At 66.9% G+C, this 23,336-nt stretch carries 19 protein-coding genes, 1 tRNA gene and 1 riboswitch; of the genes, 13 read left to right on the forward strand and 7 right to left on the reverse strand.

The features are described from left to right. Nucleotides 1-100: 100 nt before the first annotated feature. Together QUW25_RS02995 and murB are read right to left on the reverse strand one after the other, a co-directional pair. Nucleotides 101-1,219, reverse strand: a complete 1,119-nt coding sequence (locus QUW25_RS02995) for a hypothetical protein (protein ID WP_289510758.1) — start codon at nucleotides 1,217-1,219, stop codon at nucleotides 101-103. 220 nt (nucleotides 1,220-1,439) lie between these two features. After that, nucleotides 1,440-2,363 carry a UDP-N-acetylmuramate dehydrogenase gene (murB, locus tag QUW25_RS03000; protein WP_289510759.1) on the reverse strand — a complete coding sequence of 308 codons (924 nt, stop codon included), beginning with the start codon at nucleotides 2,361-2,363 and terminating at the stop codon, nucleotides 1,440-1,442. A 74-nt stretch (nucleotides 2,364-2,437) separates the two neighbouring features. Further along, a riboswitch (FMN riboswitch) is annotated at nucleotides 2,438-2,583 on the forward strand. 5 nt (nucleotides 2,584-2,588) lie between these two features. Between murB and QUW25_RS03005 the strand changes: the two genes are divergently transcribed. The 6 genes from QUW25_RS03005 to QUW25_RS03030 all read left to right on the forward strand — a co-directional run bounded on the left by QUW25_RS03005 (nucleotide 2,589) and on the right by QUW25_RS03030 (nucleotide 12,042). Beyond that, a complete protein-coding gene (locus QUW25_RS03005) occupies nucleotides 2,589-3,170 on the forward strand; it encodes an ECF transporter S component (protein WP_289510760.1) in 582 nt (193 codons plus the stop codon). Nucleotides 3,171-3,210: 40 nt separating this feature from the next. Next, on the forward strand, nucleotides 3,211-4,977 hold the full coding sequence (locus QUW25_RS03010; RefSeq protein WP_289510761.1) for an ABC transporter ATP-binding protein: 1,767 nt from the start codon (nucleotides 3,211-3,213) through the stop codon (nucleotides 4,975-4,977). Next, complete coding sequence (locus QUW25_RS03015; RefSeq protein ID WP_289510762.1) at nucleotides 4,967-5,761, forward strand: energy-coupling factor transporter transmembrane component T family protein; 795 nt, start codon at nucleotides 4,967-4,969, stop codon at nucleotides 5,759-5,761. The genes QUW25_RS03010 and QUW25_RS03015 overlap by 11 nt, the downstream gene beginning before the upstream one ends. A gap of 85 nt (nucleotides 5,762-5,846) precedes the next feature. Next, nucleotides 5,847-9,581, forward strand: coding sequence for a phosphoribosylformylglycinamidine synthase (locus QUW25_RS03020; protein ID WP_289510763.1), 3,735 nt, complete (start codon nucleotides 5,847-5,849; stop codon nucleotides 9,579-9,581). A 111-nt stretch (nucleotides 9,582-9,692) separates the two neighbouring features. Then, nucleotides 9,693-10,643, forward strand: coding sequence for a DMT family transporter (locus QUW25_RS03025; protein ID WP_289510764.1), 951 nt, complete (start codon nucleotides 9,693-9,695; stop codon nucleotides 10,641-10,643). Between the two features lie 136 nt (nucleotides 10,644-10,779). After that, nucleotides 10,780-12,042, forward strand: coding sequence for a serpin family protein (locus QUW25_RS03030; protein ID WP_289510765.1), 1,263 nt, complete (start codon nucleotides 10,780-10,782; stop codon nucleotides 12,040-12,042). Nucleotides 12,043-12,180: 138 nt separating this feature from the next. On the opposite strand, the gene QUW25_RS03035 is transcribed toward QUW25_RS03030, so the two are convergent. Further along, nucleotides 12,181-12,360 carry a hypothetical protein gene (locus tag QUW25_RS03035; RefSeq protein ID WP_289510766.1) on the reverse strand — a complete coding sequence of 60 codons (180 nt, stop codon included), beginning with the start codon at nucleotides 12,358-12,360 and terminating at the stop codon, nucleotides 12,181-12,183. Nucleotides 12,361-12,440: 80 nt separating this feature from the next. Here QUW25_RS03035 and QUW25_RS03040 point away from each other — a divergent pair, with 80 nt between their 5' ends. Further along, nucleotides 12,441-12,995 (forward strand): RNA polymerase sigma factor, encoded by a 555-nt coding sequence (locus QUW25_RS03040; protein WP_289510767.1) that lies wholly within the window; start codon nucleotides 12,441-12,443, stop codon nucleotides 12,993-12,995. Further along, nucleotides 12,976-13,947, forward strand: coding sequence for a hypothetical protein (locus QUW25_RS03045; protein WP_289510768.1), 972 nt, complete (start codon nucleotides 12,976-12,978; stop codon nucleotides 13,945-13,947). Before QUW25_RS03040 ends, QUW25_RS03045 begins: the two co-directional genes overlap by 20 nt. 110 nt (nucleotides 13,948-14,057) lie before the next feature. Here QUW25_RS03045 and rhuM read toward each other — a convergent pair whose 3' ends face one another. The 3 genes from rhuM to QUW25_RS03060 form a co-directional block, all read right to left on the reverse strand. After that, complete coding sequence (gene rhuM / locus QUW25_RS03050) at nucleotides 14,058-14,978, reverse strand: virulence protein RhuM/Fic/DOC family protein (RefSeq protein ID WP_289510769.1); 921 nt, start codon at nucleotides 14,976-14,978, stop codon at nucleotides 14,058-14,060. Nucleotides 14,979-15,113: 135 nt separating this feature from the next. Then, nucleotides 15,114-16,292 carry an NAD(P)-dependent malic enzyme gene (locus QUW25_RS03055; RefSeq protein WP_289510770.1) on the reverse strand — a complete coding sequence of 393 codons (1,179 nt, stop codon included), beginning with the start codon at nucleotides 16,290-16,292 and terminating at the stop codon, nucleotides 15,114-15,116. A gap of 392 nt (nucleotides 16,293-16,684) precedes the next feature. Continuing rightward, nucleotides 16,685-17,200, reverse strand: a complete 516-nt coding sequence (locus tag QUW25_RS03060) for a hypothetical protein (protein ID WP_289510771.1) — start codon at nucleotides 17,198-17,200, stop codon at nucleotides 16,685-16,687. A 201-nt stretch (nucleotides 17,201-17,401) separates the two neighbouring features. On the opposite strand from QUW25_RS03060, the gene galE reads away from it, so the two are divergent. The 3 genes from galE to QUW25_RS03075 are packed head-to-tail and all read left to right on the forward strand — an operon-like array spanning nucleotide 17,402 to nucleotide 20,466. Beyond that, nucleotides 17,402-18,457: a UDP-glucose 4-epimerase GalE gene (galE, locus tag QUW25_RS03065; protein WP_289510772.1), complete on the forward strand. Its 1,056-nt coding sequence runs from the start codon at nucleotides 17,402-17,404 to the stop codon at nucleotides 18,455-18,457. A 15-nt stretch (nucleotides 18,458-18,472) separates the two neighbouring features. After that, entirely contained in the window at nucleotides 18,473-19,516 is a 1,044-nt protein-coding gene (locus QUW25_RS03070; RefSeq protein WP_289510773.1) for a polyprenyl synthetase family protein, read from the forward strand. 32 nt (nucleotides 19,517-19,548) lie between these two features. Continuing rightward, nucleotides 19,549-20,466, forward strand: coding sequence for a peptidoglycan-binding domain-containing protein (locus tag QUW25_RS03075; RefSeq protein ID WP_289510774.1), 918 nt, complete (start codon nucleotides 19,549-19,551; stop codon nucleotides 20,464-20,466). Nucleotides 20,467-20,728: 262 nt separating this feature from the next. Here QUW25_RS03075 and QUW25_RS03080 read toward each other — a convergent pair. Continuing rightward, nucleotides 20,729-20,803 (reverse strand) — tRNA-Gln (locus QUW25_RS03080). A gap of 101 nt (nucleotides 20,804-20,904) precedes the next feature. Between QUW25_RS03080 and glmU the strand changes: the two genes are divergently transcribed. Both glmU and QUW25_RS03090 read left to right on the forward strand, forming a co-directional pair. After that, nucleotides 20,905-22,296 carry a bifunctional UDP-N-acetylglucosamine diphosphorylase/glucosamine-1-phosphate N-acetyltransferase GlmU gene (gene glmU, locus QUW25_RS03085; protein WP_289510775.1) on the forward strand — a complete coding sequence of 464 codons (1,392 nt, stop codon included), beginning with the start codon at nucleotides 20,905-20,907 and terminating at the stop codon, nucleotides 22,294-22,296. Then, nucleotides 22,297-23,295, forward strand: coding sequence for a ribose-phosphate diphosphokinase (locus QUW25_RS03090; protein ID WP_289510776.1), 999 nt, complete (start codon nucleotides 22,297-22,299; stop codon nucleotides 23,293-23,295). The last annotated feature ends 41 nt before the right edge of the window (nucleotides 23,296-23,336 follow it).

A 23,336-nucleotide genomic window follows, 5' to 3' on the forward strand; every position in this document is an offset into this window, starting at 1 on the left:
TAACTTGTCAAGTTATCCTAAAACTAGTGGTAGATACCACTACCTGCTAGGCTTCTGGCTACGGGGAGCAAGCGGGCGCCAACGGGGTGCAGCCGAGGGGCTACTTCTGGGGCATCAGCAGCATGTAGAGCTTGTGGCGGCGGAGCTCCTGGAGCGGTGTTGCCTCGGGCAGCTCGACGTCCAGAACGTGGGCGAGCTGTCTGGCAAGAAGGGCCAGCCTTGGCAGCGATTTTGCCACCTGCGACGTCACCCTGAACACGCGATGCCCCGCCGACGTGAGGATATTTGCGCGCATGGCATCCTTGCTGAGCTGGCCTCCTCCACGGTCCGTGTGAAACTCGGCACTGTCATATTCGAGCGCGACCCCTTGCTCCGCCCAGAGAAAATCCGGCGTCACGGCATCGCGATCCGAGAGCGCCTCCCGAAGGTGCCGCACGTCGACCGCCTGGTTGAGGCGCGGCCTCTCGAGCCCAAAGCCACCAAAGTCGACGGGCAGCGAGAGCATGAGCGCAAGAGCGGTCTCCATGGGAGAGGCAGACCCCTCGAGCATGAGCTCCCCCACTCGTCGCGCGCGGCGCGTGCCCTGGGACTTCCCGACCTCGGCGATGACTCGCCCGAGACTGCGGGCGTCCATGAGCCGGGGAGCGTGGTACGCCGCCTTTCCGGACCCGACCCCAAGTCGGTATGTGCCGGAGAACTCGCAGGCCACAACCGTTGCGGCAACAAGGCGCCGAATGCGCTCCCACTCCAGGGGATGGTCGATCACCGGCTTCACCGACTTCTCGACGGACGCCACGAGCTCTGCCTCCGCGCGCACGGCGGCGGCGTGCGCGTCAAGAAGCGAGTCGAGCTTCCCCTGGGCAGAACACAGCTGGACGATGATGAGCTCCGGACCGCTGACAAGCAGGCTGTCGGCAACGCGCAGGAGGGATTCCCGCGGGACCACGCCTCCCCACACGTGAAAGCGCGCCTCATCGCCGCTGCTGCGAGGCGTTTGCGCAGGTACCAGGAGGTCAACGGGACGAGCGACAAGACCAAGCCCGGCAAGGGTCTCCGCAACGCGAGCCGCCCTGAAGGCGCGCTGGCCAGAGACGCACGCACCTCGAGAAAGGCGCCAGGCATCCTGAGGAAAGCGCGAGACCCGCGGGTTCTTCTCGGCACGCGAGAAAAGCAGGCGGATTGCGTCGCAGGCGGAATCATGACTCACGACGGCGTACATGGCAGCCCCTCTCGACGCGGCAGAGCTGCGGGCGCAAGACGATGCCGGGCACCATGGGGCACCGTTGGCTCCGCCGCCTGCCCGCAAACCTAGCAGGTAGTTATTCTCTACAAAATATCTTAACTCAATGAGGTTTTGACTTAACTTAATAATTGTTGTAGATACCACTAGCTGCTAGGTATTCCGGTGAGAGGCGCCACTTGAGGGCGAGAAGGGCGCGCTAGCCCAGGAAGCGCACCTCGGGCTCGAGGCGCACGCCAAACTGGCGCTCCACCTCGTCCTGGACGTGCTCGATCACGGCGTGGACGTCCGCCGCCGTGGCACCGCCGACGTTCACCACAAAGCCGGCGTGCTTCCTCGACACGGCAGCTCCGCCAACCTGAAACCCCTGGAGGTCTGCGTCCATGATGAGCTTGCCGGCAAAGTGACCCTCCGGCCGCTTGAACGTGGACCCGGCGCTCGGCAGCTCGAGCGGCTGCTTCTCCTCGCGCTGGCGCGTGAGGTCGTCCATCGTGGCGCGAATCTTCTCGGGGTCGCCCTTCTCGAGGTCAAAGGTGGCAGAGAGCACCACAAGGCCGTCAGCGGCAACGCGGCTGCGGCGATATCCCAGGTCAAGCTCGTCCACGCCGAGCGTCTCCTGCGAGCCGTCCGGCATGAGCACGCGCACGCACTTGAGCGCGTCGGCAACGCACCCGCCATAGGCGCCGGCATTCATGAAGCACGCGCCCCCCACCGAGCCCGGAATCCCGCACGCAAACTCAAGTCCAGAGAGTCCGAGCTCACAGGCCATCTCGGATGCCTCACGCAGGTCAACGCCAGCCTGGCACGTCATCTCCGTGCCGTCCACGGCAACGCCCATCAGGCCGTCGCCCACCGCAACGATCACGCCACGGAAGCCCTCGTCGGAGACGAGCAGGTCGGACCCGCGACCCAGCACAAAGCGCGCCACGCCGGCCTCGTCGCAGGCAAGGAGCACCTCGCGCACCTCGTCAAAGTCCTCGGGAATCACGTAGAGGTCCGCCGGCCCGCCCACCTTGAACGTGGTGTGCTCGCTCATGGGCTCGTCAACGAGGACGTTTCCCTCTCCGACGATGGCGCGCAGGCGCCACTCCAGGGGCTCTCGGGCGTTGTCGCTCTCGGACATGTTGGCCTTTCGACGGGTTTGGGGTCGCATCCAGTATACGCGGTTCTTCTCATCAGAAAGTGATACGCTACAGGGGTCAGTTTCAGGGCGGGGTGAAAGTCCCCACTGGCGGTGACGGGCGGCCGCGTGCCATGCCCCCAGTCCGCGACCCGCTGAAAAGGCGGCTGACCCGGTGAGACTCCGGGACCAACGGTCACAGTCCGGACGGAAGAAACGGAGGCCATCATGGCTGCTTCCACGCACACGCACGTCTCGCACGACACCCACTCCACCACCGCGGGCGGCACCTGGTCAACGCGACGCATCGCCACGACGGCGCTCTTCTGCGCGCTGGCGTTTGTCCTCACCTTTGTGGAGATCCCCATCTTCCCGCCCGCGCCGTGGCTCATGTACGACCCGTCGGGCATCGTAGCGTTTGTCGCCGCGCTCGTCTTTGGCCCGAGCACCGGCGCCATCGTGACGATTCTCCCCTGGGTTCTCAAGACCCTGTTTAGCTTCAACCCATGGGGCCACGTCATGGCCATCGTCGCGGGCGTGGCGCTGTGCGTGCCCGCCACCCTCATCGCGCGCCGCGTGAGCGGAACACGCGGGCTGGTGGCCGGCATGGTCGCGGGCGCCGTCATCGCACTCGCCGCATGCATCGTGGGCAACATCATCGTGACGCCGCTCTACACCGCCATCTCCACGGCCGACGTCATCGCGATGATCGTGCCGATCCTGCTGCCCTTCAACGCGCTCAAGATCGTCATCAACTGCGTGGTGACGGCGCTCATCCAGAAGCCCATCGCGCAGATCGTCTCCAAGTAGGGCGGCCGAGAAGAACGTGAGGTCGCAGGTCAGGGCTCAGGTGCCGGTACGACTCTCACACGTGACCCTCGTCTACGACGGGGGCGTGCGTGCGCTCGACAACGTCTCCCTCGAGGTGGCGCGCGGCGAGCGGGTCTGCGTGCTCGGCGCCAACGGCTCCGGCAAGTCAACGCTCGCCTCGGTGATCTGCGGGCTGCTCGCGCCCGACGAGGGCGAGGTCGAGCTCGTAGGCGAGCGCGTGTGCGCAGACGGCACGCCGGACCTCGTGGCCTATCGGCGCGCGCGGCGCTCGCTCGGTCTGGTGTTCCAGAACCCGGACGACCAGATCGTCACGAGCGTCGTTGAGGACGACGTTGCCTTTGGCCCGGAGAACCTCGGGCTGCCACGCGAGGAGATCGCCACGCGCGTGACCCGTGAGCTGCACCGCGTTGCCATGGATGACTACGCTAAGGCAGATCCGTCGCGTCTTTCCGGCGGGCAGCGCCAGCGCGTGACCATCGCCGGCGCCCTTGCCATGGAGCCGCAGGTGCTCGTGCTCGACGAGCCCGGCTCCCTTCTCGACGTGCGCGGGCGCGCGGCGATTCTGCGCGTGATGGGCCGCCTCGCCGCAGCCGGCACCACCCTCGTCCACGTGACGCACTTCATGGAGGAGGCGCTCGAGGCGAGCCGCGTCATCGTGATGGACCGGGGGCGCGTCGTGCTCGAGGGCACGCCCGACGAGGTCTTCTCACACGGCGATCTGCTCTTGGGCCTGGGCCTCGAGGTCCCCTTTGCCGCGCGCCTCTCGCGGCGCCTCGGCCTCCCCTGGACCTGCGACGAGCAGACCCTCGTCAACGAGTTGAGCGAGATAAGGGGGGCAGGTCCTTTTGCCTCGTCCGCCCCGCCGAGCGAGACGAGCGAGCCCGCCCCCCCTGCCTCGCCCCTCTTGCAGGTCGAGCACGTCTCGTTTGCGTACGATCGAGGCGGCAGGGCGCTCGACGACGTCTCCTTCAAGGTGGAGGCGGGCACCTCGACGGCCATCATCGGGCAGACCGGCTCGGGAAAGTCCACGCTGCTGCGGCTGATCTGCGGGCTTGAGGCGCCGGACGAGGGCCGCATCCTCGTCAACGGCAACGACACCTTCTCCCGGCGCGGGCGCAGGGCGGCGCGGCGCGCCGTGGGATACGTGATGCAGCACCCGGAGCGCCAGCTCTTTGCCGAGACCGTCGAGAAGGACGTGGCGTTTGGCCCGCGCAACCTCAGGCTGCCGGCGGAGGAGGTCGAGCGCCGCGTCTCGCGCGCGCTTGAGATCGTGGGCCTCTCCGATAGGCGCGACGCCTCCCCCTTCAAGCTCTCCGGCGGACAGCGCCGACTCTGCGCCCTCGCCGGCATCCTTGCGATGGCGCCCAGGATCCTCGTGCTCGACGAGCCGACCGCGGGGCTTGACCCGCGGGGCCGCGCCATGCTGCGCGGCGTGCTCGCGCACCTTCGCGAGCAGGGCATCACGCTCGTCCAGGTGACCCATTCGATGGAGGACGCCGCCCGCTGCGACCGCGTCATCGCGCTCGACCAGTCCCGGCTCGTTGCCATGGGCGGGCCCCGCGAGGTCTTCTCGAGAGCCAACGAAAGGCGCCTCTGCGAGAACGGCCTCGGCATCCCCCGCTCCCTGCGCGTAGCTCGCGAGCTGGAGCGACGCGGCTGGCCCGCGCTCGGGGACCCCCTCACCACCGACGAGCTCGTCACCTCGATCGAGGGCGCGTGCGCCGCCCAAGACTCGAGGGCGGCCTGCCCCCCTTTGAATCAGGAGAGGGAGCCCCGTGGCGCTTAGGATCTCAGTGGGCCAGTACGTGGCCGCCCGCTCCCCCATCCACGGGCTCGACGCCCGCGTCAAGCTCGTCTGCGTGCTCGCGACGCTCGTTGCCGTCTTCTGCGTCTCCAACCTCGCGCAGCTCGCGCTCGCGGCGGCCTTCGTCCTCGCGGCGCTGCTCCTCTCGCGCGTGCCCGCGGATCGGGTGCTCGCGTCCGTGCGCCCGCTCATGGTGTTTCTCGCCGTGCTCTCGCTCTTCAACCTTTTCTTTGTGAGGACGGGCGACGTCGTGGCAACGCTGGGGCCGCTCTCCGTCACGTCGGGCGGCGTGCTCGCCGCGGCCCTCTACACGGCCCGCTTTGCCCTCGCGCTCGTCATGGGCTCGCTCATCATGCTCACCACCACGCCCACCCAGCTCTCCGACGCCTTCGACCGCATGCTCTCCCCGCTCTCGCGCCTGGGCCTTCCCGGCCACCAGATCGCGATGGTCTTCTCGCTCATGATGCGCTTCATTCCCACCCTTGCCGACGAGGCAACCGCCATCATCGACGCCCAGTCGCTGCGCGGGGGTGCCTTCGACGAGGGCGGCCCCGTCCAGCGCGTGCGCTCGGTCGCGCCCGTTGTGGTGGCGCTTCTCGCTAGCGGGCTGCGCCACGCCGACGGCCTCTCCCGCGCGCTCGACGCTCGCTGCTACGAGGGCGGAGAGGGGCGCACCCACTTCCACGAGCAGCGCCTTGGAATCAGAGACGCCATCGCGGCGCTTGCGACCTTGGCGTTTGTCACCGCGCTCGTCGCACTTGCCTAAACGGCGCCCGCTCCCTCCCGCACGGCTTTTGCCGTAAAATAGTGAGCTACGAACAACTCCTTGAGTACCCAGGAGGTAGCAGCGCATGGTCTCTCGTATCTACGTGGAGAAGAAGCCCGGATTTGACGGCGAGGCGCAGTCGCTCGAGCGCGAGCTCAAGACGCTCCTCGGCATCGACGCCCTCGACAACCTGCGACTCATTAACCGCTACGACGTGGAGGGCATCACGCCCGAGCTCTTTGAGAGCTGCGTGCCCACGGTCTTCTCGGAGCCGCAGACCGACGTGGCCACCACCGAGATGCCCGAGCCTGCGCCCGGCTCGACAGTCTTTGCCGTGGAGTTTCTCCCGGGGCAGTTTGACCAGCGCGCCGATTCCGCGAGCGAGTGCATCCAGCTCATCAGCCAGGGCGAGCGCCCCATCGTGCGCTCCGCGAAGGTCTACGTGCTGGAGGGCGCCCTCAGCGACGCGGACGTTGCGTCCATCAAGCACTACGTGATCAACCCCGTGGAGGCGCGCGAGGCCTCCCTCGAGCCGCGTGCCACGCTGCGCCAGGACTACCCCGAGCCCGCTGACGTGGAGGTGCTCGACGGCTTCCTGGAGCTTGACTCCGCGCAGCTCCAGGCCTTTATCGACGAGCGCGGCCTTGCCATGGACCTCGCGGACATCACCTTCTGCCAGAGCTACTTTGCCGGTGAGGGCCGCGTGCCCACGATCACCGAGATCCGCATGATCGACACCTACTGGTCCGACCACTGCCGTCACACCACCTTTGGCACCGTCCTCACGGACGTCCAGATTGACGACGACGTGGTGCGCGCCGCCTTTGAGCGCTACCTCGAGATGCGCCGCGAGCTGGGCCGCGAGGAGAAGCCCGTCTGCCTCATGGACATGGGCACCATCGGCGCCAAGTACCTCAAGCACACCGGCCAGCTCAAGAACCTCGACGAGTCCGAGGAGATCAACGCCTGCACCGTCAAGGTCAAGGTGGACGTCAACGGGCACGACGAGGACTGGCTCTTCCTCTTTAAGAACGAGACACACAACCACCCCACCGAGATCGAGCCCTTTGGCGGCGCGGCCACCTGCATTGGCGGCGCCATCCGCGACCCGCTCTCCGGCCGCAGCTACGTCTACCAGGCCATGCGCGTGACCGGCGCGGCCGACCCCACGGTCCCGGTGTCCGAGACCATGACGGGCAAGCTCCCGCAGCGCAAGCTCGTGACCACCGCCGCGGCGGGCTACTCCAGCTACGGCAACCAGATTGGCCTGGCCACCGGTCAGGTCAGCGAGCTCTACCACCCCGGCTACGTGGCCAAGCGCATGGAGATCGGCGCCGTGGTGGGCGCCACCCCAGCCTCCCACGTGCGCCGCGAGTGCCCGGCGCCCGGCGACAAGATCGTGCTTCTGGGCGGTCGCACCGGCCGCGACGGCATCGGCGGCGCCACCGGCTCCTCCAAGGCCCACAACGTCGAGTCCCTCGAGAAGGACGGCGCGGAGGTCCAGAAGGGCAACCCGCCCATCGAGCGCAAGCTCCAGCGCCTCTTCCGTCGCGAGGACGCCTGCCGCCTCATCAAGCGCTGCAACGACTTTGGCGCGGGCGGCGTGAGCGTGGCCATCGGCGAGCTGGCCGACGGCCTGGACATCAACCTCGACCTCGTACCCAAGAAGTACGAGGGCCTCGACGGCACCGAGCTCGCCATCTCCGAGTCCCAGGAGCGCATGGCCGTGGCGCTGGCGCCCGAGGACGTGGACGAGTTCATGCGCTACGCGCGCGAGGAGAACCTCGAGGCCACCGTCGTGGCAACCGTCACCGAGGAGCCCCGCCTGCGCATGAGCTGGCGCGGCGCCACGATCGTGGACGTGAGCCGCGAGTTCCTCTCCTCCAACGGCGCGCCCAAGGCGCAGGCCGTCCACGTGGAGGAGCAGGGCGAGTACGAGCGCACCTGGGCCGGCGATAGCGTTGCCGAGAAGATGCGCGCGCTCGTGACCGACCTCAACGTGGCCTCCAACAAGGGCCTCTCCGAGCGCTTTGACTCCACCATCGGCGCCGCAACGGTGCTCATGCCCTTTGGCGGGCGCACGCAGCTCACGCCCACGATGGCGATGGTCGCCAAGCTCCCCGTGGACGGCGAGACCACCACGTGCTCCGGCATGGCATGGGGCTTCAACCCCTACCTCATGAGCGCCGACTGCTTCACGGGCGCGTACCTCTCCGTCGTTGAGTCCGTGAGCCGCATGGTTGCCGCGGGCTTTGAGCACGAGAACCTCTACCTCACGTTCCAGGAGTACTTCGAGCGCCTGCGCACCGAGCCCGAGCGCTGGGGCAAGCCCACCGCCGCCCTTCTCGGCGCGCTCATGGCGCAGGTTGACCTGGGGATTGGCTCCATCGGCGGCAAGGACTCCATGTCCGGCAGCTTTGAGGACCTGGATGTGCCGCCCACGCTCGTCTCGTTTGCCACGGGCCTCGGCACCGTGGGCCGCGTGACCTCGCCCGAGTTCAAGGGCGCCGGACACCGCGTGGCCGTCATCGTGCCGGACTACTCCGACAACGGGCTCATCCCGCTGCCCGACGCGTTTCTCGCCACGCTCTCGCTGGTCGAGGGCATCGTTTCGCGCGGCGAGGCGCTTGCCATCTCCACGCCCGGCTACGGCGGCGCCGCCGAGGCCGCGTTCAAGATGTGCGTGGGCAACCGCGTGGGCCTGGAGCTCTCCGAGTCCTTTGGCGCGGACGCCCTCTTCTGCCCGTCCTACGGCAGCTTCCTCGTGGAGCTCACGGACGACGCGCAGATCCCCGAGATCCCCGCGGGCGTGACCGCCACGCTCTTTGGCACCACCACGGAGGCCTACGAGCTCTGCGTTGCCGGCGAGAAGATCGACCTCGCCGAGCTTCAGGAGGCCTGGGAGGGCGCCATCGAGTCCGTCTTCCCGTACCGCGCCGAGGGCGAGACCGTGCGCGCCGTCTCCCTCGATCCCGAGCGCGCCGCTGCTGCCCGCCCGCACCCCGCGGTCCACGTTGCCCGCCCGCGCGTGGTCATCCCGGTCTTCCCGGGCACCAACTGCGAGTACGACACCGCGTACGCCTTCGAGCGCGCCGGCGCCGTGGCGGACGTCTTTGTGGTCAACAACCTCACGCCCGAGGCCGTTGCCGAGAGCACGCACGAGCTGGCGCGCCGCATCCGCGAGAGCCAGATTGTCATGATCCCCGGCGGCTTCTCCGGCGGCGACGAGCCCGACGGCTCCGCAAAGTTCATCACCGCGTTCTTCCGCGCGCCCGAGGTCACCGAGGCCGTGCGCGAGCTCCTGCAGTCCCGAGACGGCCTCATGCTGGGCATCTGCAACGGCTTCCAGGCGCTCGTGAAGCTGGGCCTTGTGCCCTACGGCGACATTCGCCCGATGGACGACACCTGCCCCACCCTCACCTTCAACACCATCGGCCGCCACCAGAGCCGCCTCGTGCGCACGCGCGTGGCGTCGACGCTCAGCCCCTGGCTCTCCAAGTGCGAGGTGGGCGACGTCCACAACATCGCGATCTCCCACGGCGAGGGCCGCTTCGTGGCCTCGCCCGAGCTTCTCGAGAAGCTCATTGCCGCCGGCCAGGTGGCCACGCAGTACGTTGACGAGAACGGCGTGCCGGGCATGAGCCTCGACGTCAACCCCAACGGCTCCGTCCTGGCCATCGAGGGCATCACCTCGCCCGACGGCCGCATCCTCGGCAAGATGGGCCACACCGAGCGCTCCGGTGCCGGGCTCTACAAGAACGTGCCGGGCAACGCGTACCAGCCCCTCATCGAGGGCGGCGTGGGGTATTTCACCGAGTAGCGTCGGGTAGGCGGCCCAGGGTTTTCACGCAGAGGTGCGCTTCGCGGAACCTCTGCTTAGAAAACCCTGGGCCGCTGCCGCAACTCAAGAAACGTCAGGAAAGACGTCGCCGTGACCAAACCACAATCTCAATCGTTTCTTGCCTCGACGGCGGGGATGGCGCTGGCGTGCTTGGCGAGCTGCTTTTTGTGGGGCTCGGCGTTTCCGTGCGTGAAGATCGGCTACGAGCTGTTTGGGATTGACGCCGCGGACATGGCGTCGATTCTTGCCTTCGCGGGACTGCGGTTCGCGCTCGCCGGCGCGATGGTCGCCGTGGGGATGAGCCTCGCCGCGCGTCGCCCCTTCGTGCCCGAGAAGCGCGACCTGCCCGCAATCGGCGTGCTCTCGCTCTTTCAGACCATTCTTCAGTACGTCCTCTTCTACGTGGGGCTCGCCAACTGCGCGGGCGTCACGAGCTCGATTCTCGAGGCGAGCAACTCGTTTCTGTGCGTGCTCATCGCGGCGCTCGTGTTCCGCTTCGAGCGGCTCACCGGCCGCAAGGTGCTGGGATGCCTCGTGGGCTTTGCGGGCGTCGTGCTCGTCAACGTGACGAGCGAGGCCGGTGGCCTCTCCTTCTCGCTTGCCGGCGAGGGCATGGTGCTCCTCTCCACCGTTGCGGCGGCGACTTCGAGCAACCTGGCCAAGCTCTTCTCGCGAGAGCACGACCCAGTGCTGCTCTCTGGCTGGCAGTTCCTTCTCGGTGGTCTCGTCATGCTCGGCGTGGGGCTCGCGCTCGGGGGCCGCGTGGCCCCGGCGGACGCGGCAAACCCGCTGCCGGCGCTCGCGCTCCTCGCTTACCTGGGCTTCATTTCCGCTGCCGCCTACTCCCTCTGGTCGGCGACGCTCGCCGTCAACCCCGTCTCGCGCGTGGCGGTCTTTGGCTTCATGAACCCCGTCTTTGGCGTGCTGCTCTCTGCGCTTCTGCTCGGCGAGACCAACGTGGTGAGCCCGCTCGTAGCCGTGGCGGCCCTCGCGCTCGTGAGCGTGGGCATCGTGGTGGTGAACCGACCAGAACGAGCATAGGCTCGACCTGTCTGTTCCGTTTCTCTGCAAACCAACGTACGGTCAACAGACCAGTCGGGAGACGGCCACCGAAGGGTCACCTGTCGCACCACCCACTGTAGGATAATGGGCGCAAAGCCATCTGGAGGAGGCGCCTATGTACCGCACTCGCCGCTTGCTCGTTGCGCTCGCCCTTGTTCCGCTCCTAGCGCTCGTGTTGGCTTCCTGCCGCCAGAGGACAGGCACCACCGCAACGGAGCTTACCTCCGGCAGAGCGCTTGCCGAACAAGGCTCGGTCGAGCCTGAGCCTGCCAGCCTCGACACCTACGACTTCTCGCTTGACCTGCTGCGCGCCTGCGCCACGGAGGAGCCGGACGAGAACGCGCTCGTCTCGCCGCTCTCCGTGCTCTATGCGCTCTCGATGGTCGAGAACGGCGCCTCGGGCGAAACGCTTGCTCAGATAGAGGCCGCCACAGGCATGAGCGCAGACGACCTCTCCTCGGCTCTCCAGTCCCGCGCGGTACGGGCGGCCGACGACGATTCCCAGCTCTCCCTTGCCAACTCGGTCTGGCTGCGGGACTCCGATGGGCTGCGCGTGAGCGACGACTACCTTGACGCTTGTGCCACGAGCCTCGGGGCGCAGGCGTATGCCGCACCCTTTGACGAGACCACGGCAGATGACATCAACGGCTGGGTGAGCGACCACACCCACGAGATGATTCCGAGCATCGTTGAGGACATCCCCGATGAGGCGCAGCTCTACCTTGTGAACGCCCTTGCATTCGAGGCTCCATGGCAAGATCCCTACAATCCCGCCTTCACTGAGCCAGACACTTTTACCTGCGAGGATGGGACCACGCAAGACGTCGACATGATGCTCTCGATGGAACGCTCCTACCTTGAGGGCGAGCTGGCAACTGGCTTTGTGCGTCCGTACGAGGGCTACGAGTACGGCTTTGTGGGTCTTCTGCCCAACGAGGGCGTCACCGTGAGCGACCTGCTTGCGAGCCTCGATGGCGCCAGTCTCCAAGCGCTGCTCGAGCCGCGCCCCAACACCGTCGCGGACGTGGGACTTCCCCGGTTCACCGTGACCTACGGCAACGAGCTCTCGGAGGAGCTGGCCTCCCTTGGCGTGACGGACGTCTTTGACCAAGAGCGCGCCGACCTCACGCGCATAGGCACCTCCGACAACGGTCCGCTCTACGCGAGCGCCGTGCTACACAAGACGTTCATTGACGTCAACGAGGAGGGCACGAGCGCCGCGGCGACAACAGTCGTGGAGGTGGGGGACGGCTCATCTGGCCCCGCCGCGCCGCCCGAGGTCAAGGAGGTCATCCTCGACCGCCCCTTCGTCTATCTCATTGTTGACTACGCCACGATGACGCCGGTGTTCATCGGCACCGTCATGAGCGTCGAATAGCCCTCTCGCGAAAGTTGGGTACTTTTTTAGACCTCCCCCGAGTATCAACACCCCGCTCAACACATTTGCGCAGGTAGCAAATTGCTATCTGCAAAGTGATACTTCGGCCTCGTACAAAAAACCGCACACAAAAAAGAGTCAGCGTCCCGGACGGCGATGCGTGAGATGCCAGCCGCCGCAGTACGGGCACTCGTAGACAAAAATCTTGGGCGCATCCTTGCGACGCGAGCTCCTCTCGGCCGCCTTACGCGCCTCCACGCGCGTGGCGTAGCGCTTCTTGCGCTCGCACGCCCGGTATTTCTGACTCTGCTCGTCCATTGCGCCTTCCTGGTGCAAGCTCATCCTCCAAGGGAACATTATGCGACGCTGACGCATGTTATGGGCAGGGAGGTGAGAGCATGACCAACAAGGTCCAGCGCGCCGAGAAGTTCATGCGACATGCGATGGCAGCACATGGCAGCTCGGTCTACCTCGTGGCGCTCGCGCAGACCCGCTCGGAGCACGATGCGCAAGACGTTGCGCAGGACGTGTTCTGCAGGCTGCTTACCGACGCGACCGCCTTCACCAGCGACGAGCACCTGCGCGCCTGGCTGCTGCGCGTGACGGTGAACCGGTGCCGCGAGCTTCACCGGATGCCGTGGCGTCGCCGCGTGGACGCACTCGACGAGCGGGCGGAGCTGTCGTCACCGGACGTGGGAACCGAGGACGCGGCGCTTGCCGAGCTTCGGGCGGACCCCGTGTGGCAGGCGCTCCGAGAGCTGCCCGAGAAGCTTCGCGTGGTGGCGCTGCTGCACTACGTGGAGGAGTACTCGACCGATCAGATCGCCCGCATCGTGGGCTGTGCTCCCGCAACGGTGCGCACGCGCCTGTACCGGGCGCGCAGACAAATGAGACAAATCCTTGAGCCTAATTCCGAGCCAAAGGAGGAGAGCTATGAACAAGCAAGCGTTTGACCAGTTCAAGCAGCGAGCGCGCAACGTCCAGCTCCCCGATGACGTGCGCGACAACGTCCTTTCCGAGAGAGGAGCCGAGAAGAGCCGCTCGCCGAGACGGCACTCCGTCACCAGACGGGCCGTGGTGGGCGTGGGGCTGGGGGCGGTCGGCACGGCCGCGGCGCTTCTCGTCGCCTCGATCGTGACGAGGCCGTCCGAGGGCGATCCCTCGGGGGCAGCCGGGAACTGCTGGTTTGCCCTGCGCGCCTATGCCGAGGGCGTCAAGCAGGACGACGGGTCGCTACTCGCGGCAGACGACTGCTTTGGCGGCATCTACAGCTGGAGCGAGGGGGACGGCGGACTCTTCGACGTGAGCACGTCCTTCGACGTCAGCTGCGTGGGCGAGGGGATCGACTCGATCACCTACGAGCTGGGCGGCGCCGGGGTAACCGACGGCGACGTCCGCTTTGAGTGGGTTGCGCTCGACCGCGACGGCATCGAGGTTGGCGACGCCATAGGCGGCTCGACGAGCGCCTTCGCGGTTGACTGCGCCGTTCCCCTCGAGCGCGTCGGCTACAACGTGGCCATGAGGCTGCAGGCCGAGGGGGCGCTCCGAGAGGCGCTTGACGCGCTCCACGACGCCTACGCGGCACCCTCGGATCAGGGCGCGGTCAACGAGCAAATCTGGCGGGCCTTCGACCTCGTCGCGGTCTGCGCCGCCGAGGAGTTTGCACAGCGGATGGCCGACGTTGAGCTCACGCTCTCTGCGAGCCTCGCGGACGGGAGCGCGCAGACGCGGCGCTATCGCTTTGATCCCGTGGAGGACGCGAGGGAGCGCTACGCGGCCTACCTCGGCCAGATCACCGACCTCGAGATCCAGCGCGAGGTCGAGGGCACCGACACGAGCGTGCAGGTCCAGGAACTCATGGACAACCCGCCGAGCCTCTACCTCGTTACGGAGCTGGACGGGTAGGCCACGCGCCCGTGGGCGGCCCGTCACCTGCGACGGGCCGCAAATGATACGAAGGGACTGTCCCTTTGTCTCCTACGCGCGCTGAATGAAGTGGCACACGAGAGCCACCATCACGTCCTTCTCGTCAGGGTTGGATTCCGCAATGAGCAGAGTGACGGCAACGAGCGTAGCGCGTCGATGACCTTATCGCCCGCAGGGGTGAAGAGGGCGCCGCAGCGGTCAAGGAAATACAGGAAGATCGTTGCCGCAATGCGCTTGTTGCCGTCTAGGAAGCTGTGGTCCTTCACGATGAAGTAGAGCAGGTGGACCGCTTTCTCCTCGAGCGTGGGGTAGAGGTCGCGCCCGCCAAAGCTCTGGAACACATTGCCGATGGCGCCCTTGAACGACTCGTCCTTCTCGACGCCGAAAAGCGAACTCTCCTGGCCAAAGCGTAGAGAGTCAATCACGTCGTGACACTCCCCGTAGGTGAGGACGTACGCAGACGGCACACCCTCGGGCACCATAACGCGCATGTGGTCGTAGTCGTCGAGAAGGTCGAGCGCGGCCGTGTAGCTCTGCACGATGTCGAGCACCTGGCGCGTACCGAGGTCGTCCGGGATGCGCGCCATCACCTTGGTGACCTTGCCCAGCTGCTCGAGCCGGCGCTCGTTCTCCACATGGCCGGCCACGACGTAGCGGCGCAGCACGTCCGTAGCCCAACGGCGAAACTCCACGCCGCGCCGCGACTTCACGCGATAGCCGACGGAAAGAATCATGTCGAGGCTGTAGTGTTCGACCCGCCGAACAACCTCACGGTCGCCCTCGAGTCGAACTGTCGCAAATTTTGCGACAGTTCGACTCTCGCTTCCCGCGAGCTCCTCGCGCAGCGCATTCGCGACGTGCTTGCCAATCGTCTTAACGTCGCGGCCATAAAGCGCGGCCAGCTGGTTGCGGTTAAGCCAAATCTCCTCACCCTCGGGGTCAATCCTTACTGGTAGCGTAACCTCCCCGTCTGCCGACTCAAACAGGACGATGCCCTTCTCCGTGCTCATGTGCGCCTCCATTCCACCGGACTTCTCGATAGAACGAATGTACGCCTATGACCGGACAATGCTTGGACGGCAAAAAAGCGGCCCGCCTCCAACGGCGGACCGCAAATGATACGGAAGGGACTGTCCCTTTGTCTCCTACGCGCGAGCCACGCCGGACTTGCGGGCAGCCTCGGCCACGGCAGCGGCCACGGCGGGCGCCACGCGCTCGTCAAAGGCACCGGGGATGATGTAGTCTGCAGCGCGGTGCTCGTCGTCAACGAGGCCGGCAATCGCGTAGGCCGCGGCCTCCATCATGTCGTCGTTGATGTCGGAGGCGCGCACGTCGAGGGCGCCGCGGAAGATGCCCGGGAAGGCCAGGACGTTGTTGATCTGGTTGGGGAAGTCGGAGCGACCCGTGGCGGCCACGGCGGCCCCTGCCGCCAGCGCCTCGTCCGGCATGATCTCCGGCACGGGGTTGGCGCAGGCGAAGACGATGGGGTCGGCGGCCATCGTGCGCACCATGTCCTGCGTGAGCACGCCCGGGGCAGACACGCCCACAAAGACGTCTGCGCCGCGCACGGCGTCGGCAAGGGTGCCCTTCACGCCCTCGCGGTTGGTCCACGTGGCGATCTCGGCCTTCTCGGGGTTGAGGCCATCGCGGCCCTCGTAGATGGCGCCCGTGCGGTCACAGATGATGACGTCCCTCACGCCCATGCGCTGCATGAGCTTGGCGATGGAGATGCCCGCCGCGCCGGCGCCGGAGAAGACCACGCGCACGTCGGAGAGCTCGCGGCCGGTGAGGCGGCACGCGTTGATGAGCGCGGCGCAGGTCACGACGGCGGTGCCGTGCTGGTCGTCGTGGAAGACGGGGATGTCGCAGACCTCCTTGAGGCGGCGCTCGATCTCAAAGCAGCGCGGCGCGGAGATGTCCTCGAGGTTGATGCCGCCGAAGCTGCCGGCGATGAGCTCGACGGTGCGCACGATCTCATCCACGTCCTTGGAGCGCACGCAGAGGGGGAACGCGTCCACGTCGGCGAAGGTCTTGAACAAGGCGCACTTGCCCTCCATGACGGGCATGCCCGCCTCGGGGCCGATGTCGCCGAGGCCCAGCACCGCGGTGCCGTCCGTGACCACGGCCACCAGGTTGCCGCGGCGGGTGTAGGTGTAGGAGTCCTCCACGTTCTCGGAGATCTTGAGGCACGGCTCGGCGACGCCCGGCGTGTAGGCCACGGCCAGCTCCTCGGGCGTGGTGATCGGCGCGCGGGTGATCACCTCGATCTTGCCCTGCCACTCGCGATGCTTGTCCAGTGCGTACTGCTTGGCGTCCTCAGCCATGGATGCTCCTATCTCGCAGGCCGGGTTGGCCGGCCACGTTCACACCGGGTACCAGTTTAGTCTCCACGAGAGCAGAGCGCAGTGCGTTTCCCAACTTTTGACACGGGGACTCCAGCCTGCCCGCCAGCATCGCCCGGTTTTGGGCAACAAGTTTGATGCTCGGTCCTTCTCGACATAAAACTTGTTGCCCAAAACCAGTCAAAACATGACGGAAGAGCCCATAGTGGCGAGAAAAACGTGGTTTTGCGTCCGCACAAGGCAACCCCACATAAAACATTTGCCCCAAAACCACCACGTTCTTCTCGGAAAAGGCAACTCCACAAGCGCGCGGGCCACCAAAACCCAAAACCACCGTTTTCCGTGCAGGGGAACACGCCCGGAACGCAATCGAATCAGTCCAGGGCAAGGGCGCCGAGCCACCCCCAGCGCGGCTCGCTCGCCACGCCATACGCGCTCAGCCACAGCTCAAGCGGTACGCTCCGCACATGCCCGCCCACGCAGTCCATCACAAGGCCGTCGCCCGCGTAGAGCCCCACGTGCCCGTGGTCCCAGCCGCCGGTGCCGTACGGGTGGCGCCCAACGGCAACGATCATGCCCACGAGCAGGTCTGCCGCGTCCGTCCGCGAGCAGAACCCGTCGTAGAGCTCGCGCGCATCGCCGCTCACATACCCCATGCCCAGCCGAGAGAAGGCGCGCTCCACCCACGCCGCGCAGAGGTCCTCGCCCATCGGGGCGGTCCCGTGCACGCACGCCACCAATCGGCGCTGCAGCGCCCCGGCGTCCATGAGCGCCTGGGGCTCGTGGCCCGCGGGCACCTCTCGCCATGCGGGCTGGCCAAAGCTCGTGGTCACGCCGTCGGCGGCGAGAAGCCCGCGCGCCCGCAGCGCCGCAAGAAACCGCTCGCGCACGTTCTTCTCCCCTCTCGAGCGCATGGCCAGACGCCAAACCGGCCGGCACCCATAGGAACCGCCCCACGTGACAGATTATGGCAAAACGCCTCCGTCGGCAGCCCACCCGCACGCGCGCAAGCTCCTAACAGCGCCGGCCGTCGTATACTAATCCGCAGGGGGAAATCCACAAGAAGAGCTCACCACAACGAAAGGACTTCCATGAGCGAGAAGATCGCGCCTCAGGACACCTGCGTGCTCGTGACCGGCGGCGCCGGCTTTATTGGCAGCCACACCGTCGTTGAGCTGCTCCAAGGCGGCTACCAGGTCGTTATTGTGGACGACCTCTCCAACGCCTCCCCCAAGGTCTGCGACCGCATCAAGACCATCGTGGGCGACGGGGCGGCCAGGAACCTCACTTTCTACGAGGCTGACGTCAACGACCGCGCCGCCCTCTCCAAGATCTTTGACGCCCACCACCCGAGCCGCGTGATCCACTTTGCCGGCTACAAGGCCGTGGGCGAGTCCGTCACCAAGCCCATCGAGTACTACGCCAACAACATCGGCAACACGCTCACGCTGGTGGACGTCATGCGCGAGCACGGCTGCAAGTCCATCATCTTCTCCAGCTCCGCCACCGTCTACGGCGACCCGGACTCCCTCCCCCTCACCGAGGAGAGCCCCAAGAAGCCGGCGACCAACCCCTACGGCTGGACCAAGTGGATGATCGAGCAGATCCTCACGGACCTCCACACCGCCGACCCCGAGTGGAACGTCGTGCTGCTGCGCTACTTCAACCCCATCGGCGCGCACCCCTCGGGCCTCATGGGCGAGGACCCCAAGGGCATCCCCAACAACCTCGTGCCCTACGTCGCGCAGACCGCCATCGGCAAGCGCGACGCCGTGCACGTCTTTGGCAATGACTACGACACCCCCGACGGCACCGGCGTGCGCGACTACATCCACGTGGTGGACCTCGCCTCCGGCCACGCCGCGGCGCTCGCATGGATGAACGGCCGCACGGGCGTGGAGATCTTCAACCTCGGCACGGGCACGGGCACCTCGGTGCTCCAGATCATCAAGGCGTTCTCCGCCGCCTGCGGCCACGAGATCCCCTACGTCATCGAGCCGCGCCGCGCCGGCGACGTCACGGCCAACTACGCCGACTGCTCCAAGGCACGCGAGGAGATGGGCTGGGAGGCCAAGTTCAACATCGAGGACATGTGCCGCGACTCCTGGAACTGGCAGTCCAAGAACCCCAACGGCTACGAGGGCTAGGCAGCGAGAAGAACCATGGAAGAGCGCTTCGTCACCTACCTCACAGAGCGGCTGCCCCTCGTTGAGCGGGCGCTCGCCGACGCCGCGGCCGCGCCGCTCACCGACGGCCCCGCGGCGCGCGACCTCAACCGCTACCTCTACGCCCCGCTCTCGCGCTTCACCGCCTCGGGCGGCAAGCGCGTGCGCCCCGTGCTCGCGCTTCTGGGCGCCGAGGCCGTGAGCGGACATGCCGAGGACGCGCTCTCCTGCGCGGTTGCCGTGGAGCTCTTCCAGAGCGCGGCGCTCATCCACGACGACATCGCCGACGAGGGCGAGCTGCGCCGCGGCGAGCCCTGCCTGCACCGCGTTGAGGGTGAGGGACTGGCGATAAACGCCGGCGACCTGGCGCTCACCCAGGTCTTTGAGGTGGTTCTCGCCGACGAGGCGCTTCCCGCGGACCGCAGGCTCCGCGCGCTCCGCGAGCTGGTGCGCATGGAGCGCCACACGCTCGAGGGCCAGGCGCTCGACCTCGGCTGGGTGCGCGACGCGCGCTGGGACGTCACCACCGAGGACTACCTCTACATGGTCACGAGCAAGACCTCGTGGTACTCCGCCGCCATCCCACTTTACGTGGGCGCGCTCGTGGGCGGGGGCTCCGAGGAGGCCGCGCGGGGGCTCCTCGAGCTGGGGCTCACCGCCGGCGTTGCCTTCCAGCTTGCCGACGACCTGCTCAACCTCGTCGGTGACGCCGAGGCGCAGGGCAAGGACCTCCGCTCGGACATCACCGAGGGCAAGCGCACGCTCGCCGTGGTGTGGGCGCTCGAGCACCTTGAGGGAGCTGAGCGGGAGGAGCTCGTGGCACTTCTCGCCAGCGGCACGTCGGACGCCGCAGAGCTCGCGCGAGCCGTCGAGCTCATTGAGCTTGGCGGGGGCATCGCGCGCTGCCAGGAGCTCGCGCACGAGATGGCGGAGCGCGCCAAGGAGGGCGCCCGGGCGCTCGCAGACGCGGGTCACATCACAGTTGAGGCTCGCGACCTGCTCGTATCTATGTCAGACTTCTTCGTGGAGCGCGCGGGCTAGCCCGCTCCACCCCACGCGTTATAGGAGAGGCAATGGAAGCAATCAGGGAAGGCGCAACGGGCGCAGCCGTCGAGGACATCCAGGAGCGACTCTGCTCGACGGGCTATCAGGTTGACGACGCGGAGCGCAGCGAGAAGCACTTTGGCCGCTCGACCGCCACCGCCGTCGCGCGGTTCCGCCTCGATCACGGGCTCTCGCTCGGGGACGAGGTTGACGCCCCCACCTGGTCCGCGCTCGTCGACGAGTGCTACGAGCTCGGTGACCGCACCCTCTACCTGCGTCTCCCCAACTTCCATGGCAACGACGTCCGCCAGCTGCAGGAGCGCCTGAACGTGCTCGGCTTCTCCTGCGGGCCCGTGGACGGCACCTACGGCGTGCACACCGAGGCCGCGGTGAAGCTCTTCCAGGAGAGCATCGGTGCCCTGGCCGACGGCATGGCGTTTCAGGACACCTTTGACGCCGTCGAGCGCCTGCGCCACGTCTGGGGCGGAAAGCCCGCCAACGGGCCGCACCCGCAGGGCTCCATGGGCTTTGCGCGCGCGGCGAGCGTGCTGGAGGACGCCGGCATCGCCATCGCCGCCGAGGACCCCATCTCGCGCAACGTGGCAGGCCGCATCTGGAACCTCGCGCACGCCACCGTGGAGGGCTGCTCGCTCGAGCTCGTGAACCTGGGCATGGAGACAAGCTCGGGCGCCCGCGTCCTCATCGTCCTCTCCGCCGAGCCACTGCCGGACAACGTGGCCGCCGGCGTGGGCAACATCATGCTCGACGACATCGACACGCTGCCCCGGCGCATGCGCTCCGCCATCCAGAGCTCGGAGGCCGAGCCGCGCACCGTGCGCGTTGAGCTGCCCGTGGGCACCGCCGCCTTCACCGTGAGCGACGCGCAGACCTTTGCCGTGCTGCTGCTCGACGCCATCTGCGCCGCCTTCGACCGCCTGGAGCTGTAGTCGCGCGCCGAGGTCCTTCTCGCCGGCGCATCCGTCAGGTGTATCCGCCAGGTGTATCCGTTAGGTGTATCCGCCAGATACATTCGCCAGGTGTATCCTCCAGGTGTATTCCCACGTGAATACACCTGGCGCGTTTTTATCGGCGTGAGAATGCATCTAACGGGATTTTGCCGTGCAACGGAATGCACCTGGCGAATACACCTGACAAGTACCGTCAAACAGAGAGGGGACCGGCAAAGCCCGTCCCCTCGTAGCGTGAGGATGGCAGGGGTAGTAGGATTCGAACCCACATTGATGGCACCAAAAACCACTGTCCTAACCATTGGACGATACCCCTGTGCGGATGCATTGTATCAAGAAGCCGCGCCCGCCGGGCCGTGACGTTCTGAGTTATCATAGGCACGTAAAGGGACACACGCGTCGCTTGGAGGCTACCCAATGCCCATGACCGCGATCATCCTCGCCGCCGGCGAGGGAACGCGCATGAAGTCCCGTCACCCCAAGGTAATGCACAAGCTTCTCGACCGACCGCTCGTCTCATGGGTCACGCGCGCCGCGCGCGAGGCCGGAGCCGAGCGCATCGTCGTGGTCGTGGGACACGGTGCAGACGAGGTGCGGGCTCATCTTGCAAACGAGAAGGGCGTCGAGTGCGTCGAGCAGACCGAGCGCCTGGGCACCGGCCACGCCGTGCGCGTGGCGCTCGAGGCGACGGGCATCTCCGAGGGCCCGCTGCTCATTCTCAACGGGGACGGGCCGCTCGTCGAGCCCGAGACCCTGCGCCGCCTGATCGCCCCCATCGAGACGGGCGACGCCGCGGAGGCCATCCTCACCTGGATCCCGGAGAACCCCTTCGGCTACGGCCGCCTGGAGTTTGACGCCGAGGGCTCCGTCACGCGCATCATCGAGCAGAAGGACTGCACGCCCGAGCAGGCAGCCACGCTCACCTCCTGCAACCCGGGGTTCTACGCGTTTGACGCCGCACTTCTCTCCGCCCACATCGGCGAGCTCTCCACGGAGAACGTGCAGCACGAGTACTACCTCACCGATATGGTGGCCATCCTGCGCGGCCACGGCCAGCGCGTGGCCGCCGTTCCCACCGAGGACGCCGACGAGCTTCTTGGCGTCAACAGCCGCGCGCAGCTCGCCGAGCTCACGGCCATCGCGCGCGACCGCATCAACGCGCGCCTCATGGCCGAGGGCGTAACGATCATGGACCCCGCGACCACGTGGGTGGGCCCGGACGTCACCGTTGGCCGCGACACCGTCCTTCTCCCCATGACCATGCTCTGGGGAAAGACGAGCGTGGGCGAGGAGTGCGTCATCGGCCCCAACACGCGCCTCACCAACTGCACCGTTGCCGACAACGTCTCCCTGGAGGAGACCGTGGGCGTTGACGTGACCATCGAGAAGGACGTCACCTGCGGGCCGCGCGCGTACCTGCGCGGTGGCGCGCACGTCCTGGAGGGCGCGCACGTGGGCACGCACGTTGAGATCAAGAACTCCACCATCGGCGTGGGCTCCAAGGTGCCTCACCTCTCCTACATTGGCGACTGCACCATGGGCGCGGGCGTCAACATTGGCGGCGGCTCCATCACGTGCAACTACGACGGCGTGCACAAGAACCGTACCGTCATTGGCGACAACGTCTTTGTGGGCTCCGACACCATGATGGTCGCGCCCGTGAACATCGGCGACGGGGCGCTCGTGGGCGCCAGCTCCTGCGTCACCAAGGACGTCCCTGCCGACGCGCTCTACCTCGAGCGCGCCGAGCAGCGCATCGTTGAGGGCTATGCAGCCAAGAGACTCGAGAGACTGAGGAGAGAGGCCTAGATGTACGAGAACCTGAGCGAGCCGATGCCGCTGAAGAAGGAGATCAAGCTCTACACCGGCACCGGCAACCCCGCACTTTCCCAGAAGATCGCCGACATCCTGCACCTTGAGCTCCAGGGCCTCAAGATCGAGAAGTTCGCCAACGGCGAGATCTACGCCCGCTTCACCGAGTCCGTCCGCGGCGACGACGTGTTCTTCATCCAGTCCATGTCTGGCGCCAACGTCAACGACCTGCTCATGGAGACGCTCGTGGTGGCCGACGCCGCCAAGCGCGCCTCGGTCTCCAAGTTCACCGCCGTCATCCCGCACTACTGCTACGCGCGCCAGGACCGCAAGGCCGCCTCGCGCGAGCCCATCACCGCGCGCCTCGTGGCCAACATCCTCGAGGCCGCCGGCGTGGACCAGGTCATCACCGTCGACCTGCACCAGGGCCAGATCCAGGGCTTCTTTGACGTCCCCGTGACGCACCTCACCGCCCTCTACCTCATTGGCGACTACTTCAAGGGCAAGGACTTCGACTGGGCCAACACCGTGGTGGTCTCCCCGGACATGGGTCGCGCCAAGGTTGCCAAGCGCCTCGCCGACTACCTGGGCTGCGAGGTGGCCATTGCCCACAAGAGCCGTCCCAAGCACAACGCGTCCGAGGTCATGGGCATCATCGGCGACATCAAGGGCAAGACCTGCATCGTCAACGACGACATGATCGACACCGCGGGCACGCTCTGCAACTCCGTCCGCAAGCTCAAGGAGATGGGCGCCGGCGACATCTACGTTTCCGCCACGCACGGCATCTTCTCCGGCGAGGCCATCCAGCGCCTGCAGGACGCCCCGCTCGAGGAGTGCGTGGTCACCGACATCATCCCCTGCGAGGCGGCCAACAAGCCCGGCTCCAAGATCAAGACCGTCTCCGTTGCCAACGAGCTCGCCGAGGCCATCAACAGCGTCTACATGCGCCGCTCGGTCTCCGAGATCTTTGGCGGCACCGGCGCCGAGATCTAAGGGCGCACGGCGAGAAGAACCCGCAGCGGGGTCGCCTTCGG

The sequence above is a fragment of the Thermophilibacter provencensis genome (assembly GCF_030372065.1).
GTDB lineage: Bacteria > Actinomycetota > Coriobacteriia > Coriobacteriales > Atopobiaceae > Thermophilibacter > Thermophilibacter provencensis_A.